This window comes from Bilophila sp. T19-St14, assembly GCF_059728385.1.
In genome coordinates, this window is the sequence record NZ_BAAGFT010000001.1 from 2,740,156 (window position 1) to 2,756,599 (window position 16,444).

Here is a 16,444-nt window from a genome sequence, read left to right on the forward strand (position 1 = left end):
CCCCTTATCAGTGCCGCAGGATGTTGGCCGGCTGCGTGAATGTGGCCCAAATCCCCAGTGAATATGCGGGGTGCGCTTCGGAAGGGGTGACGTTCAGGAATTCCATGCCGGAAAGCCACGGCTGTTCGCTCAGCAGGAGGACAAGCCGCCGGAAATTGTCGGGAGGGCCGGAAAGGGTGCCGTCCAGACGGATACGGTTCTTTTCCACAACGGTTTCGGCGGCGGGGACGAAACGGGAGCTTTGCATCCCGGAAAGGCTGACCATTTCCTGGAGTGAGGCGATGATGAGCGGCAGGGTATCCGGCGTCGGCAGGGGGCTGGCCGCTCCGAGGAGTCGCCGGGTTTCCTCGCGCCGGGCATTGAGCCCTTCCATGAGCGGCTGGAGGGTTTCCTGTACCTGTATCCGGTTTTCGAGCTCCTTGATTTCCGCTTCGAGCTTCCATGTGCAGTAGCGGAGCGGGGCGAGGCAAAACAGCAGCACGCACAGCGCCGCCACGCCCTGAAGGGCGAGGGCCCTGAGGGGGAACCATGCCGGGGCGGGCGGGAGGCGCATGTTACACCAGCCTCAGGGTTGCGACGAAGGAGAGGATTTCCGTATCCGTCTGCTGCTTTTCCACAAGCAAGGACAGAACCATAGGCGAGTGCTCCAGTTGGCTGAGGAATTCCGCAAGCTGCGATTCGCGCCGGAGCATGTCGCCCACCGCGCTCCCAGTGAGCACGGCGACGGCGTTTTCTTCGGGTTCGGATGGCTTCTTCGTGCCGCGCCGCGTTTCCTGTCTGCCGGAGGCCATGTCCTTGAACATAACCCGCATGCCTGTGATGTGGATGTCCTCAGGGGTGATGGCCGAGAGTTCGGTCACGAGCGCGGCGGCGATACGGCGTTTCGCCAGCATCCGGGCCTGCATCTGCCATTTCCGGGTATCAGCCAGGCTGCTCCTGAGCTGATCCGGCGTGTAGAGCACGGGCCACGAGGCAATCCGGTTTTCCAGCTCGGCCTTGTGCGCCTTTCCGTCCAAATAGCCCATGTACAGCTTGCCGCAGAAGGTCAGAAGCAGCATGAGCGCGGCGGTCGTAATCACCATTGAAAGGGACGTGATCCGCATCTGCCGTTCCCTGCTTTTCCGATCCTTGCAGGTCATGACGGCATTGGGCGTATACGCGGGAGCGGAGAGGCTTAGGCCGATGGCCTGAAGCAGGTTTTCATTGGCGGGGCTGGACAGCGCCTTTTCCAGATCCGCAGCCGCGCCGGGCATGGCCTGCCCCTCGAAGCGGAGCGGGCGGCAGGGGAGGCCAAGGGCGGATTCAAATCGTTTCAGCGCAAGCGCCATGCACCCTCCGGGGGCGGACACGATGACGCCTTGGATGTTCGGCATCCCCATAGCGTTGCGGAAGTGGTCGGCGGTGCGTTCCAACTGCCGCGCCAGCCTGCCGAGAGGCTGGGAAAGGCGCAGAAGCAGGCTTTCCTCTTCTTCGGGAGTGCGGAGCCTGTTTTCGCAGAGGAGACGCAGGCCTTCTTCATAGGAAATGCCGTCGTCCGGGGGCTGTTCGGCGGGGACGGAGGAAAGGGGCGTTGCGGGCGCGGGGGGCGCGGCAGGTGCCGAAGCCATATCCATTGGCGGCTGCTGTGGCAGGGACAGTTCCAGCGGCAGGGATTCCGGCCGCAGGATCAACGGGAACGAGTCCACGGACAAGGTGAATGGCGAAACGGCCTGCTGTTCGGAATGGGGCCCGGCAAGTTCCCCGCCCAACGCCTCCATCGGCAGGTGCTGCGGCATGGGCGGCACGACCGGGGGCGGAGTTTTCTTGCGGCGTCCGCCGCCGTGGGATTCCTGCAATGCGGTGACGAGGCTTTTCAGCCCGGTTTTGATGGTTCGGCTGAGTGCGATGCCGGTGCCGGAAAAGATCCCGATGCGGGTGGAATCCTCCCCGATGTCGGCAAAGGCGAAATGTTCCCACGGCGAGGCCAGCCACCCTGAAGCGAACAGGTTTTGTGCGCAGATGTTCCCGGAAGTGATGCCCGCCGGGGAAACGCCGGCTGCGGCGAGCGTATGCCTGACGGTGTTGACCGCGTCCTTGTTGGCGATCATGGCGGTGACGGGGAGGCGGGGCACGCCCTTGTCCAACACTTCGGCGCCCACACGATAGTCGAAGATGGTTTCGGCCTCGTTGAACGGCTTTTCCCGGCCCGCGGCCATCATGGCGATGGCGTCGCGATCTTTGGGGCTGACTTTGGGGATGCGGTAATGGCGGAGTTCGTCCTGCCCGTCAGGAAGCCGGACCCATATGTCCGCGTCGCGCCCGCCGCGGGGAAGGAAGGCGTTCAGGGCTTCGCGCACCCTGTCGGCAAGGCCCGGCGTTTCCCATCCCATGTCTTCAGGGATAGTGAAGCTCTGGATGGCCTCAAGGATTGGTGCGCTTCCGGTGCGGCATTGCGCAAGACAGATCCTGCCCTTGCCGACATCCATCCCCACAACCGGGCGCTCTTTGCCGAACAAGGAGCGGTGGGGCGCGGCGGGGGGAACAGGGAGGGGAGAGGCGAAAGAAGCTGAAGGGTCGTCTTTTGGGGGTGTACTGCGGATATGATCCGGCAGTTTCCGTACGGCACTGGCCTGACTTGTGGATAAAGACACGTTAACACCCCGTGGGCTATCAATTGGGATGGAATGATAGCCGTCAATGGTGGTGAGAGCAAGCGGGTTCTTGTTTATTTTGCCGGGATGGGGCGTTAAAACGCGGCTGAGGCGGAATATAGAATATATCTCCGCTTAGTTATGGTTTTTCATAGAGAATGTGTTGAAAAAGCCGTTTATCCCGGTACGGGGTACAGTAAAAGAGTGCGGTCGCTCCAACAAGCCGGAGCCCATTCCAAGCACTCCGGCAACGAGGGCGGTACGTTACAGAGACATGCACCTTTTCGATGATTTTCCAAGGCTGTGCCATAGAAAACGGCTGATGCTTTATTTCTCGAAATTCCAAAGGGATAAACAATAAAATGCCTTAACTGTGGATTCCGCCAATGGGGAAGCTGGATAGAGAGGCTGTATTTTCACCGAGTTATGGAAATGAAGCAACCGAACGCCACGACGGAACCAAAGCGAAAAGGGGGAAGAAGCATATGCTTCCTCCCCCTTTTCAGGGGCCGGGAAGGGGCTTCCCGGTGGGTATCGAGGCCGGGCCTCAGTTTGCTGCGTTAGTCACGGCGGGGACGGCGTTCGCGGCGTTCACCGCGATCCCCACGGTCTCCGCGATGGTCGCCTTCGCCGCGCGGGGCGCGGGCGGGGCGGGCGGTGTCTTCGGGCTTCCATTCGATGCCCTGTTCTTCGAGGAGGACGGCCTTGCGGCTGGCACGGATGCGGTCGCCGTTGATTTCGATGACCTTCACCAGCATGTCTTCGCCGAGGTGGGCCACGTCGGAAGCCTGCGCCACGCGGCTGGTATCAAGCTGCGAGATGTGCACGAGGGCTTCGACATTGGGCATGATTTCCACAATGGCGCCGATTTCCAGCACCTTGCGGACCTTGCCCATGTAGTTCTTGCCGAGGTCGGGGCGCTGGTCGTAGTACTGCACCAGTTCCTTGGCCTGCTCCATGGATTCGGCGGTGGGGGCGAAGATGGAGATGCGGCCGCTGTCCTCGATGTCCACGGAAGCGCCGGTGGCGGCGGTGATCGCCTTGATGTTCTTTCCGCCGGGGCCGATGATCATGCGGATGACTTCGGGGTTCACGAAGACTTCGGCATGCTGCGGGGCATACTTGGAGAGTTCGGCGCGGGGGCCGTCGATGGCCTTCTTCATTTCGCCGAGGATATGAAGGCGGGCTTCATGCGCCTGGCGCATGGCCTTGCGCATGATTTCGGTGGTCAGGCCGGTGATCTTGATGTCCATCTGCACGGCGGTCACGCCTTCGGCGGTGCCGGCGATCTTGAAGTCCATGTCGCCGAGGGCGTCTTCATCACCGAGGATGTCGGTCAGCACGATGAAGTTGTCGCCTTCCTTGATGAGGCCCATAGCTACGCCGGCGACCGGAGCGGAGATCGGCACGCCCGCGTCCATGAGGGACAGGCAGCCGCCGCATACCGCGGCCATTGAAGAGGAGCCGTTGGATTCCAGCGTTTCGGCCACCACACGGACGGTGAAGGGGAAGCCGTCACCCGCGGGGATGATGGGCTTGAGGGCTTTTTCGGCCAGCGCGCCGTGGCCGATTTCGCGGCGGGACACGCGGACGGGCTTCACTTCGCCCACGGAGAAGGGCGGGAAATTGTAGTGCAGCATGAAGGTCTTGGTCACGTCGCCGGTGAGCGAGTCCATGCGCTGGTTGTCCGTGGAGCTGCCGAGCGTGGTCACGCACATGGACTGCGTTTCGCCGCGCGTGAACAGCGCGGAGCCGTGGGCGCGGGGCAGGATGCCGGGCTGGATTTCGATGGGGCGCACGGTCTTGGTGTCGCGGCCGTCGATGCGGGTGCCTTCCTCAAGGATGCGCTTGCGCACGACCTTCTTTTCGATGTGCCCGATGATGTCGCCGACGGAGGAAAGGGCTTTTTCGTCTTCGCCATAAGTCGGATCGGCTTTGAGGGCTTCGACGATTTTTTCCTTCACGAGCTTGCGGGCATCCTTGCGGGCCAGCTTTTCGGGCACGCGCATGGCGGCTTCGAGGCCGGCTTCGGCGGCAAGCTCTTCGATGCGGGCGAGCAGGGCCGCGTCGTCTTCCTGCGGGGTGAAGGGCATCTTCGCCTTGCCCGCGAGCTCACGCAGCTTGACCTGCGCTTCGACGAGGGGCTGGATTTCCTTGCGGCCCCATTCGAGGGCATCGATGATCACGTCTTCGGGAACGAAGGTGGCTTCGCCTTCAACCATGACCAGCGCGTCGGCGGAAGCGGCGAACACGATGTTCAGGTCGCTTTCGGCCATTTCCTTGACGGTGGGGTTCAGGACGAACTGGCCGTTGATGCGTCCGATGCGCCCGCCGGCAACGGCTTCGGCGAAGGGCAGGGGCGAGAGCATGACGGCGGCGGAAGCGGCCGTGATGGAGAGCACGTCGGATTCGTTTTCCTGGTCGGAGGAAATGACGCTGGCGAGCACCTGCACGTCTTCGGGCAGCCCCTTGGGGAACAGCGGGCGGATCGGGCGGTCGATGAGGCGGGAAACGAGGGTCTCGCGTTCGGACGGACGGCCGATTTCGCGGCGGAAGAAGCTGCCGGGGATACGGCCCGCGGCATACATGCGCTCGGAATATTCCACGGTCAGCGGGAAGAAGCCGCGGTCGAAGTCGAGGGGCTGTGAACAAACGGTAACGAGCACGACGGTGCCGCCGCACTGGATGGTAACGGAGCCGTGGGCCTGCGTAGCGACGCGGCCGGTCTCAAGGATGATTTCCTTGCCGCCGATGGTGGCGGAAACCCGGGTGGGGGCTTTTCTAAAACTCATGGTGAATCCTTTTCTCTTCGGGAAGGAGACTCCGGGAACAATATCGATCCAAACGTCGATCCTGTTCGCGGAAACTCCTTCTCATGACGGGTTGAGGTTGATGATGTGGAAAGGGGGAGCCCAAGGCTCCCCCCTGAAAACGCACTTACTTGCGCAGTCCCAGCTTTTCGATGAGAGCGCGGTAACGCTGAATATCCTTGCTCTTGAGGTAGTTCAGCAGGTTGCGGCGCTGGCCGACGAGCTTGAGCAGGCCACGGCGGGAGTGGAAGTCCTTCTTGTGTTCCTTGAAGTGCCCGGTGAGGCCTTCAATGCGGGCGGTAAGCAGGGCTACCTGAACTTCCGGGGAGCCGGTGTCGCCTTCATGCTTGGCGTGAGCTTCGATAACAGCCTTTTTCTGGGCGGCGTCCATAACCACAGCGATATCCTCCGAATGGGTTGCGTTAGTTCCAAAGTCCCCTGAGCACTCTCCAGGCCGGGCCGCCTGGGGCGGCTTCGGCAAGCGCGAGCGGCTGCCCGTCGGGCGAGAGCAGGACGGCATTGGCGCCGGGGACGCACGGGATGTCCGTCCCGTCCTGTGCTCTGGAACGCGCGCGGCGCGCCTCCGTCCACACAAGGATCCTGCCGTTTTTCGTGTCCGCCTCTTCCTGCCCGGTCACGGTGATCGTAGGCCAGTGGGGGAGGGCGGCGGTCACGGGGATGACCCGTTCAGGCAGCGTTTCGGGCTCGGCGAGCAGCGTGTCCAACGGACACGCCCTGTCGAGGCCAAAGGGGTGGCTATACTCCCGAATCAGTTCCGTGAGCACGGCTCCGCACCCCAAACGCGTCCCCAAGCTGTGGGCGAGGGATCGTATGTAAGTGCCGGAACTGCAAATGACTCGGAAAGTGACGTACGGAAGCTCAACCCTGAGGACTTCCGCACGCGAAATTTCGATGGTCTTGATTTTGAGCGGGGTTTCTTTCCCCTCCCGTGACAGCTTGTAGAGGGGCTGGCCTTGATGCTTGGCCGCCGAATAGGGCGGTACTGGCTGTTCGCTCGTGCCCACCCAGCCAGCGATAACGTCGGCTACGGCTTCGGCTGTCACATGATCCCACGGCGCTTCGGCGGTAATCCGGCCTTCGGCGTCCCACGTATCTGTAGTCTGCCCAAGCCGGACAGTCCCCTGATAGGCTTTGACGCCCCCCGCCATGAGATACCCGGAAATTTTGGTCGCATGCCCAAGGAGCACCAACAAAACGCCCTGAGCCATCGGGTCCAAGGTGCCTGCGTGTCCTATCTTTTTCTGCCCCAACCGTTTGAATCGGTTGGTACACTGGGCGGACGAGAGCCCGCGTGGCTTGTCGACCACAAGAAGACCGTGCTGTTGTTCCATATGAGGTGAGCACTCTATACGTTTTTTTTCCGGCCGTCCAGTGGTTCTTGTGAGAGATGTGGAGGCCGAAGGTATTTGGGGACAGCGCCTTCCAGATGGTGGTTTCCTTGTTTCATACCGGCTATCCCTTCCGTTCCGGCGGCTTTTGGCTGACGGATATTCGGATTGGCCCTGCCTGTATCTGGCTGTTTTTATAGGCTGTGCCATAGAAAATGGTTGATGCTTTTTCTTTGAAGTTCCAAGGGAATAACCAATAAAATGTCTCAGCCATGAAGTCCGCCAAGGGGGAAAACCGGATAAAAAGGCTGTATGTTCACCGTGCTGTGGAGAAGAAACAGCCACGTACTATGACGGAGCCTTTTAATATGGCTGTCTTATCCCCACAGGATGGTGAAACTGCCGACGTTTTTTCCTGTTTTTCAGCCGAGGGGCTCTATACTCAGGCATTTTATTGGGTTATCCCTTTAGGATTTCAAAAAAGGCTGTGTTATAGAAAATGGTTGATGTTTTTTTCTTGAAATTCCAAATGGATAACCGGAAAAATGCCTTAGCCGTGGCTCCCGCCAAGGGGAAAACCGGATAAAAAGGCTGTATTTTCACCGCACTGTGAAGATAAAACAACCATAAACTATAACAAAGCCTCAAAAAATAAAGCATCAACCTTCTCCCTGATCCAGCCTTCAGGTTTGCCTGCCGTTCCGGGCCGTTCGGCGGCCCCTTCAGGGGTGGGCGTGAGGAAGCGTTGAGTTTCCTTCAGGTTTCCGGTAATCGGAATGGTCATCTTTGTTTGCGGATGGTTTCAAGAAGAGATGGTTCAATGGGATGGCTAGGGCGGCTTCCCGCAAGGGCATGGCGGCAAACGCTGAGGCCATACGGTTTCTTGCTGCCGAGGGCCTGTCGGCTTTTTGATTTCCCCCAGGCTTTTAATAAGGATTTTCTCATGGATATATCCCTTCCCGATGCCGAATCGACCGTCGGGCTCGGCAGGCAGCTTGGCCGGGTGCTGAACGAACAGTATGCCGAGGGCGGCGAGCAGGTTCACAGCATATTGTTTTACGGCGATCTCGGCTCAGGCAAGACCACATTCACGCGCGGCCTCATCGAAGCCCTGCCCGGCGGGGAGAATGCGGAAGTTTCCAGCCCGAGCTTTACCTTATGCAACAGCTATCCTACGACGCCCTCCGTCATCCATTGCGATCTGTACCGCTCGGAGGGCGCATTGCCTGATGAAGTGGATGAGGCGCTGGATACGGAATCAGGACTGGTGCTCGTCGAGTGGGCCGAGCGGATTGCGGCCGAGAATTTGCCCCCGAAACGTCTGGACATCCTGTTTCAAGTCTGCAAAAATAACAGGTTGGTAACGCTGTCCCCCTATGGGAAGGCGGCGCACTGCGTATTGCAGAAACTGGCCCGTCTCCGCGATTCCGGGGAATGACGGCAAAGAGGAAGGGTTTCTGCCTCACAGGTCACGATGAAGGACTCAGCTATGCGTATTCTGGTACAAAAATTCGGAGGGACGTCCGTAGCCGACATCGACCGCCTGAAAATGGTGCGTGGTAAGGTGAAAGCCGCTCTGGATCAGGGATACAAGGTAGTCGTGGTGCTTTCCGCCAAGTCCGGGAAGACCAATAAACTGCTGGATCTGTCGACCCGTTGGGCCGCAGAGCCTGATCTGGCGGAAGTGGACAGCCTGCTCTCCACGGGCGAGCAGGCCTCAGTCGCGCTTTTCAGCATGTTGCTCAAGGACTCCGGCATCAAGGCCCGTTCGATGCTCGGCTGGCAGATCCCGATCATCACGAACGATGAATTCGGCCGTGCCCGTATCCTCTCCATTGATGCCTCCCGTATCCGTAAAGAGTTTGAGGCGCACGACGTGCTCGTGGTCGCCGGTTTTCAGGGTACGACGGAAGACGGGCGCATCACCACGCTCGGCCGTGGCGGGTCCGATACGTCCGCCGTGGCGCTGGCCGCCGCTCTGGATTCCTGCGAGTGTGAAATCTATACGGATGTGGACGGGGTCTATACGACGGACCCCAATCTGTGCTCCACGGCTCGCAAACTCGATCGCGTCACCTATGAGGAAATGCTTGAAATGGCTTCCATGGGTGCAAAGGTATTGCAAATCCGTTCTGTGGAGTTCGCAAAGAAGTATAATGTTCCCGTTCACGTGCGCTCCACGTTTTCTGATGACCCGGGAACGCTGGTCGCCCAGGAGGACGCCATGATGGAAGCCGTGCTCGTCTCCGGCATTGCATATGACAAGGATCAGGCCCGTGTAACCGTATGCGGGGTTCCTGACCGCCCCGGCGTCTCCGCCGCCCTTTTTGCGCCGCTGTCCGAAAACGGCATCATGGTCGATATGATCATCCAGACCGCCAGCCGCGAAGGGGTGACGGACATGACCTTCACCGTGTCCCGCAAGGATCTGGAGAAAGCCATTCATCTGATGAAGGAAATCGTCGCGAGGATCGGCGGCACGGGCGTGGAACACGATCCCTACGTCGCCAAGGTCTCCGTCATCGGCGTGGGCATGCGCAACCACACCGGCGTGGCGACCAAGGCCTTCGCCGCCCTGCAGCAGGAAAACATCAACATCCAGATGATCAGTACGTCCGAGATCAAAATCTCCTGTCTGATCGATGAAAAATACACCGAACTTGCTGTCCGCACCCTGCACGATGCGTTTGAACTGCACAAGCCTGATCACGCCTAGCCGTCAGGCAACTTGATGTGAAGGCCCGGAGAGTCCACTTTCCGGGCTTTTTTTCTGAGTATCATCCCGGAAGCGCATATTCTCATAGTGCAATAAAACAAAAAGGTTGGATACTGGAAAGAAAATGTTTTGGAAAAAAGTCAAAAAATGGTTGACAGAGGGCGGGGTCTGGGGCAAGGTATGCAAATGCTTCGGCTGCGAGTTGAAAACAACCTGCAGTTGTGGTGGCGTCGCTGTGAAAGCGCGGTGACGGTTTTTTGAAAAAAACGGAAAAAGTTGTTGACAGCGAGAAGGAGTCGGGATAAGTTCCCGCTTCTGCGCCGGGGAGAAATCCTCAGGGTGCGCCTCGAAAAAAACTTCGGGGTTTGAAAAAAAAAGTTGTTGACAAGCTGGACCGGGCGGGATAAGTTCCCGCTTCGCCGCTGACGGAAACCGACGCGGCTGAGGCAATGGCCTCCGGTTCTTTGACAAGTGAAGAGCGAGTTGGGAAAAGATACTTTGAGTTTTAGTCCATAGAAATATGGGCAAGCTAGTTGTTTTCAATCAACTGGAGAGTTTGATTCTGGCTCAGATTGAACGCTGGCGGCGTGCTTAACACATGCAAGTCGAACGTGAAAGTCCTTCGGGATGAGTAAAGTGGCGCACGGGTGAGTAACGCGTGGATAATCTACCCTTAAGATGGGGATAACGGCTGGAAACGGTCGCTAATACCGAATACGCTCCCGATTTTATCGTTGGGGGGAAAGATGGCCTCTGCTTGCAAGCTATCGCTTAAGGATGAGTCCGCGTCCCATTAGCTAGTTGGCGGGGTAACGGCCCACCAAGGCGACGATGGGTAGCCGGTCTGAGAGGATGACCGGCCACACTGGAACTGGAACACGGTCCAGACTCCTACGGGAGGCAGCAGTGGGGAATATTGCGCAATGGGCGAAAGCCTGACGCAGCGACGCCGCGTGAGGGATGAAGGTTCTCGGATCGTAAACCTCTGTCAGGGGGGAAGAAACCCCCTCGTGTGAATAATGCGAGGGCTTGACGGTACCCCCAAAGGAAGCACCGGCTAACTCCGTGCCAGCAGCCGCGGTAATACGGAGGGTGCAAGCGTTAATCGGAATCACTGGGCGTAAAGCGCACGTAGGCGGCCCGGTAAGTCAGGGGTGAAATCCCACAGCCCAACTGTGGAACTGCCCTTGATACTGCCGGGCTTGAGTACCGGAGAGGGTGGCGGAATTCCAGGTGTAGGAGTGAAATCCGTAGATATCTGGAGGAACACCGGTGGCGAAGGCGGCCGCCTGGACGGTAACTGACGCTGAGGTGCGAAAGCGTGGGTAGCAAACAGGATTAGATACCCTGGTAGTCCACGCCGTAAACGATGGGTGCTGGGTGCTGGGATGTATGTCTCGGTGCCGTAGCCAACGCGATAAGCACCCCGCCTGGGGAGTACGGTCGCAAGGCTGAAACTCAAAGAAATTGACGGGGGCCCGCACAAGCGGTGGAGTATGTGGTTTAATTCGATGCAACGCGAAGAACCTTACCCAGGCTTGACATCTAGGGAACCCTTCGGAAATGAAGGGGTGCCTTTCGGGGAGCCCTAAGACAGGTGCTGCATGGCTGTCGTCAGCTCGTGCCGTGAGGTGTTGGGTTAAGTCCCGCAACGAGCGCAACCCCTATCTTCAGTTGCCATCAGGTGAAGCTGGGCACTCTGGAGAGACCGCCCCGGTCAACGGGGAGGAAGGTGGGGACGACGTCAAGTCATCATGGCCCTTACGCCTGGGGCTACACACGTACTACAATGGCGCGCACAAAGGGCAGCGAGACCGTGAGGTGGAGCCAATCCCAAAAAACGCGTCCCAGTCCGGATTGGAGTCTGCAACTCGACTCCATGAAGTCGGAATCGCTAGTAATTCGAGATCAGCATGCTCGGGTGAATGCGTTCCCGGGCCTTGTACACACCGCCCGTCACACCACGAAAGTCGGTTTTACCCGAAGCCGGTGGGCTAACTCGCAAGAGGAGCAGCCGTCTACGGTAGGGCCGATGATTGGGGTGAAGTCGTAACAAGGTAGCCGTAGGGGAACCTGCGGCTGGATCACCTCCTTTATAGGAAAAATTCCCAACTCGCTCTTCACTTGCAAGGAACAAGGGCTTGATGCCATGCTCTTTGAGAAGTTAACGTCAGGGGCCTGTAGCTCAGGTGGCTAGAGCGCACGCCTGATAAGCGTGAGGTCGAAAGTTCAAGTCTTTCCAGGCCCACCACTTATCGGGGGTATAGCTCAGCTGGGAGAGCATCTGCTTTGCACGCAGAGGGTCGACGGTTCGATTCCGCCTACCTCCACCACAAGCTTGCTGACGTACAGCCCATGATTGGTCATTGGCGCGAAGGCTTCGCGGCAGTCATCCAGGCATGGCCTGGCCGCACCGGCCGGAAACACCGGTGGTTGCTGCTCATTTACAATTGAATAGGGGAATGGGAAGGGAAGAGTAAAGTTCTTGAGAAATAAGATATCAAGGGCAACAGGTGAATGCCTTGGCGCTGAGAGGCGATGAAAGACGCGGTAAGCTGCGATAAGCATCGGGGAGGAGCTAAACATCCTATGATCCGGTGATTTCTGAATGGGGAAACCCGATGGGAGTCATGTCCCATCATCCTGGACTGAATACATAGGTCCAGAGAAGCCAACCCGGGGAAGTGAAACATCTCAGTACCCGGAGGAAGAGAAATCAAACGAGACTCCCAAAGTAGCGGCGAGCGAAATGGGAAGAGCCCAAACCGGATGGTTTCGACCATTCGGGGTTGTAGGGCCGGCATACGTGATTCCGGAGTAGGCAGGGGAAGCGAGCTGGAAAGCTCCGCCATAGCGGGTGACAGCCCCGTACACGAAACCGAAAAGGACGCAGCCGGTACCTGAGTACTGCGAGGCACGTGGAACCTCGTGGGAATCTAGGGGGACCATCCTCTAAGGCTAAGTACTCCTCAGCGACCGATAGTGAACTAGTACCGTGAGGGAAAGGTGAAAAGAACCCCTGTTAGGGGAGTGAAATAGAATCTGAAACCTGTTGCCTACAAGCTGCGAGAGCTGCTTTTTGCAGTGATCGCGTGCCTTTTGTATAATGAGTCAGCGAGTTACTCTACCGTGCGAGGTTAAGCGAAAGCGTAGCCGCAGTGAAAGCGAGGCTTAATAGGCCGATGAGTACGTTGGAGTAGACCCGAAACCGGGTGATCTATCCATGAGCAGGTTGAAGCAAGGGTAAAGCCTTGTGGAGGACCGAACCGTCAACGGCTGAAAACGTTCCGGATGACTTGTGGATAGGGGTGAAAGGTCAATCAAACCCGGTGATAGCTGGTTCTCCCCGAAATATATTGAGGTATAGCCTCGGGAATTGATTAGCGGAGGTAAAGCACTGACAGAGCTAGGGGTCCTACCAGATTACCAAACTCTATCAAACTCAGAATGCCGCTTAATTGTATCCCGGGAGTCAGACGGCGGGTGCGAAGGTTCGTCGTCAAAAGGGAAACAGCCCAGACCAACAGCTAAGGTCTCCAAATCCATGCTCAGTGGTGAAGGTAGTGGAACCGTTCAGACAGCCAGGACGTTGGCTTAGAAGCAGCCATCGTTTAAAGAAAGCGTAATAGCTCACTGGTCTAATGGCTCTGCGCCGAAAATGTAACGGGGCTAAGCATGGTACCGAAGCTTTGGCAATCTCCTTTGGAGGTTGGGTAGGGGAGCGTTCGCTACGGGCTGAAGGTGTGCCGGAAGGCATGCTGGACTGTAGTGAAGTGATTATGCTGACATGAGTAACGATAAAATATGTGAAAAACATATTCGCCGAAAACCCGAGGTTTCCTGGGTAAAGGTAATCTTCCCAGGGTTAGTCGGATCCTAAGGTGAGGGTGAAAGCCGTAACTGATGGAAAACAGGTTAATATTCCTGTACTTGTTGCGTAGCGCGATGGAGGGACGCAGGAAGATAGGCGGGCCGGGTGTTGGATATCCCGGTGCAAGCGTGTAGGAATATCCGGTAGGCAAATCCGCCGGACGAATCTGAGACGCGAGTCCGTGGGCGCAAGCCCTGAAGCCGTTGAGTCTATGCTGCCTAGAAAAGCTCCTAAGTATATCCGCAGCAATCCGTACCGCAAACCAACTCAGGTGGGTGGGATGAACAATCCAAGGCGCTCGAGAGAACTCTGGCCAAGGAACTCGGCAAAATAACCCCGTAACTTCGGAAGAAGGGGTGCTCTCTAGGGTGACATGTTTAACATATGAAGCCCCGGAGAGCCGCAGTGAATTGGTGGTGGCGACTGTTTACTAAAAACATAGGTCTGTGCGAAGTCCTAAAGACGACGTATACGGACTGACGCCTGCCCGGTGCTGGAAGGTTAAAAGGAGGAGTCAGCGCAAGCAAAGCTCCGAATTGAAGCCCCAGTAAACGGCGGCCGTAACTATAACGGTCCTAAGGTAGCGAAATTCCTTGTCGGGTAAGTTCCGACCTGCACGAATGGCGTAACGATCTCCACACTGTCTCGGCCAGAGACTCGGTGAAATTGCAGTCGCGGTGAAAATTCCGTGTACCCGCAGAAAGACGGAAAGACCCTGTGCACCTTTACTATAGCTTGACATTGGATTTTGGGCCTGCATGTGTAGGATAGGTGGGAGGCTGTGAACCCTGTACGCCAGTATGGGGGGAGCCATCGTTGAAATACCACCCTTGCATGTTTAAGATCCTAACTTCTTCCGGTCATCCCGGAGAAAGACAGTGTCTGGCGGGTAGTTTGACTGGGGCGGTCGCCTCCTAAAGTGTAACGGAGGCATGCAAAGGTTCCCTCAGCCTGATCGGAAACCAGGCGCTGAGTGCAAACGCATAAGGGAGCTTGACTGTAAGAGAGACATCTCGAACAGGAACGAAAGTTGGCGTTAGTGATCCGGTGGTCCCGAATGGAAGGGCCATCGCTCATTGGATAAAAGGTACGCCGGGGATAACAGGCTGATCGCATCCAAGAGTTCACATCGACGATGCGGTTTGGCACCTCGATGTCGGCTCATCACATCCTGGGGCTGAAGCAGGTCCCAAGGGTACGGCTGTTCGCCGTTTAAAGTGGTACGCGAGCTGGGTTTAAAACGTCGTGAGACAGTTTGGTCCCTATCTTCTGTGGGCGAAGGAGAATTGAGAGGGCCTGTCCCTAGTACGAGAGGACCGGGATGGACGCACCCCTGGTGATCCTGTTGTCGCGCCAGCGGCACAGCAGGGTAGCTATGTGCGGAAGGGATAACCGCTGAAAGCATCTAAGCGGGAAGCCTGCCTCAAGATAAGTTCTCCCCTCGAAAGAGCTGAAGGGCCCGGGTAGACTACCCGGTCGATAGGCTGGAGGTGTAAGCGCGGCGACGCGCTCAGCTGACCAGTACTAATAGCCCGAGCGGCTTATTTGTCAAAAACTTTCCCCTTCCTACCCCCTATCAATTCATATTAATAGAGATTTGTCTTGGTGTTCATGGAGGAGAGGGTACACCCGATCCCATTCCGAACTCGGTAGTTAAGCTCTCCATCGTCGATGATACTGCGCATTCTTACGTGGGAAAGTAGAACAACGCCAAGACTTTATTTCCAACGGGCCGTCTTCGTAAGACGGCCCGTTGTTTTTTGTCTTGCAGGCACTCCCGCATCCCCTCCGCAACCCTCGACTAAGTAATCCTCCCCTCCCTTTCCCCCTCAGCCTCGCCCTCCCTCCTCCCCGGCTTCCCTCCCGCTTTTTTCCAGCTCCCACCCGGAGTTCTCCCCTCCACGGCTTTAGAGCCTTCTCTCTCTCTCTCTCTCTCTCTCTCTCTCTCTCTCTCTCTCCTTCTAACGGCCCCAGCCTCCTTCCCGTAACCTCCCCTCTCTCCCACTCCGTGTACCACCGGTTACAATGCCTTTAAGAAACCCCTGCCGTGGGGCGTGATATCCTTCCTTAAAGGCTGTGTTATAGAAAATAGTTGATGCTTTTTTCCTTGAAGTTCCAAAGGATTAACCGGCAAAATGCCTTAGTCGTGGCTCCCGCCAAGGGGAAAACCGGAGAAAAGGGCTGTATTTTCACCACACTGTGGAGATGAAACAACCACAAGCTATAACAGAGCCTTTTTAAAACATGACAGGCATACTGTTTTTTCTCTGCTTTCCCGCTTGGCAGACCCTACGATCATGGGCTTTTGGGGCTGTCACTTGGAACTTCAACATGAAGCCGTGCCATAGGAAACGGTTGATGCTTTCTTTAAATCCCAATGGAATAACTAAAAATCCCCCAACCATAGAGTCCATCGGCAGAAAGTTGGATAAAAAGTCTATACTTGTAGTGTATTACGGAGATAAAACAACCAGATACTCTTACAGGGCCAAAAAAACTCTATCGTTTGCTGCTGCACAGCCTTTAAGACGCGTTGCAAAAGCAAAGATGCGTTCTTCTGAGGCGCTTCGCTGGGCAGAGAACCCTTCGTTTTTACGCTTCAGCAGATGGAAAACTACGGCTATCAGAACTGGAGGAAAGAGAAAGGCGTGATATCCCGCATAATTGTTCTCTGGTAGTGGGATAACAAGTAGCTCTGTTATGAGATGGAAATTGTAATATGAAAACTGTAATGAGGGTACTGTCGATAAAAATAAGTATGGAATAAAAAGTTTTTGCTAAAAAGTTTTTATTATGCGATATATTTTAAAAAAATATGAAATATCGAACTAATCGGTATGCTCTCTGTTTGTAACGACTATATTTGGTTTACTAAAATTTAGTTGAGTAATGGAAGGGTATTGACGTAGAAAAAAGGTAATCTTTTCTCTGATAAGAAGGTTACGGAATATAAGCCGTTATGGTTGCATGTAAGATGGATTATTTTTCTTCATTATATTTTAGATCATATTTTTGAATGTAACACGGCGTTTTTTATTATGAAAAGCGTCTGATAAACCTCTTGGGCA

At 56.6% G+C, this 16,444-nt stretch carries 9 protein-coding genes, 2 tRNA genes and 3 rRNA genes; 7 read left to right on the forward strand and 7 right to left on the reverse strand.

All coding sequences use genetic code 11. From position 1 onward, the window contains the following. Positions 1-7: 7 nt before the first annotated feature. From AC6I1V_RS11630 to AC6I1V_RS11655, 6 genes are all read right to left on the reverse strand, one after another. Positions 8-553, reverse strand: a complete 546-nt coding sequence (locus tag AC6I1V_RS11630; RefSeq protein ID WP_486854476.1) for a hypothetical protein — start codon at positions 551-553, stop codon at positions 8-10. A 1-nt stretch (position 554) separates the two neighbouring features. Then, on the reverse strand, positions 555-2,630 hold the full coding sequence (locus AC6I1V_RS11635) for a hypothetical protein (protein ID WP_486854475.1): 2,076 nt from the start codon (positions 2,628-2,630) through the stop codon (positions 555-557). Between the two features lie 560 nt (positions 2,631-3,190). After that, positions 3,191-5,422, reverse strand: a complete 2,232-nt coding sequence (gene pnp, locus AC6I1V_RS11640; RefSeq protein ID WP_482333704.1) for a polyribonucleotide nucleotidyltransferase — start codon at positions 5,420-5,422, stop codon at positions 3,191-3,193. 145 nt (positions 5,423-5,567) lie between these two features. Continuing rightward, positions 5,568-5,831 (reverse strand): 30S ribosomal protein S15, encoded by a 264-nt coding sequence (gene rpsO / locus AC6I1V_RS11645; RefSeq protein WP_370640740.1) that lies wholly within the window; start codon positions 5,829-5,831, stop codon positions 5,568-5,570. Positions 5,832-5,862: 31 nt separating this feature from the next. Then, positions 5,863-6,792 carry a tRNA pseudouridine(55) synthase TruB gene (gene truB / locus AC6I1V_RS11650; protein ID WP_302551479.1) on the reverse strand — a complete coding sequence of 310 codons (930 nt, stop codon included), beginning with the start codon at positions 6,790-6,792 and terminating at the stop codon, positions 5,863-5,865. Positions 6,793-6,913: 121 nt separating this feature from the next. Beyond that, complete coding sequence (locus AC6I1V_RS11655) at positions 6,914-7,063, reverse strand: hypothetical protein (RefSeq protein WP_482333701.1); 150 nt, start codon at positions 7,061-7,063, stop codon at positions 6,914-6,916. Between the two features lie 669 nt (positions 7,064-7,732). Here AC6I1V_RS11655 and tsaE point away from each other — a divergent pair. Beyond that, positions 7,733-8,227 carry a tRNA (adenosine(37)-N6)-threonylcarbamoyltransferase complex ATPase subunit type 1 TsaE gene (gene tsaE / locus AC6I1V_RS11660; protein ID WP_302551478.1) on the forward strand — a complete coding sequence of 165 codons (495 nt, stop codon included), beginning with the start codon at positions 7,733-7,735 and terminating at the stop codon, positions 8,225-8,227. Positions 8,228-8,278: 51 nt separating this feature from the next. Further along, positions 8,279-9,505 carry an aspartate kinase gene (locus AC6I1V_RS11665; RefSeq protein WP_302551477.1) on the forward strand — a complete coding sequence of 409 codons (1,227 nt, stop codon included), beginning with the start codon at positions 8,279-8,281 and terminating at the stop codon, positions 9,503-9,505. A 3-nt stretch (positions 9,506-9,508) separates the two neighbouring features. Here AC6I1V_RS11665 and AC6I1V_RS11670 read toward each other — a convergent pair whose 3' ends face one another. Continuing rightward, on the reverse strand, positions 9,509-9,955 hold the full coding sequence (locus AC6I1V_RS11670; RefSeq protein ID WP_486854474.1) for a hypothetical protein: 447 nt from the start codon (positions 9,953-9,955) through the stop codon (positions 9,509-9,511). Positions 9,956-10,049: 94 nt separating this feature from the next. Between AC6I1V_RS11670 and AC6I1V_RS11675 the strand changes: the two genes are divergently transcribed. The 5 genes from AC6I1V_RS11675 (at position 10,050) to rrf (ending at position 15,092) form a co-directional block, all read left to right on the forward strand. Continuing rightward, positions 10,050-11,600: ribosomal RNA gene (locus AC6I1V_RS11675) — 16S ribosomal RNA — on the forward strand. Positions 11,601-11,679: 79 nt separating this feature from the next. Next, a tRNA-Ile gene (locus AC6I1V_RS11680) sits at positions 11,680-11,756 on the forward strand. 6 nt (positions 11,757-11,762) lie between these two features. Further along, positions 11,763-11,838: transfer RNA gene (locus AC6I1V_RS11685), tRNA-Ala, on the forward strand. Between the two features lie 157 nt (positions 11,839-11,995). Beyond that, positions 11,996-14,925, forward strand: a 23S ribosomal RNA gene (locus AC6I1V_RS11690). 52 nt (positions 14,926-14,977) lie between these two features. Next, a 5S ribosomal RNA gene (gene rrf, locus AC6I1V_RS11695) occupies positions 14,978-15,092 on the forward strand. Together the 16S, 23S and 5S rRNA genes with 2 tRNA genes alongside form the textbook arrangement of a ribosomal RNA operon. Positions 15,093-16,444 lie beyond the last annotated feature (1,352 nt).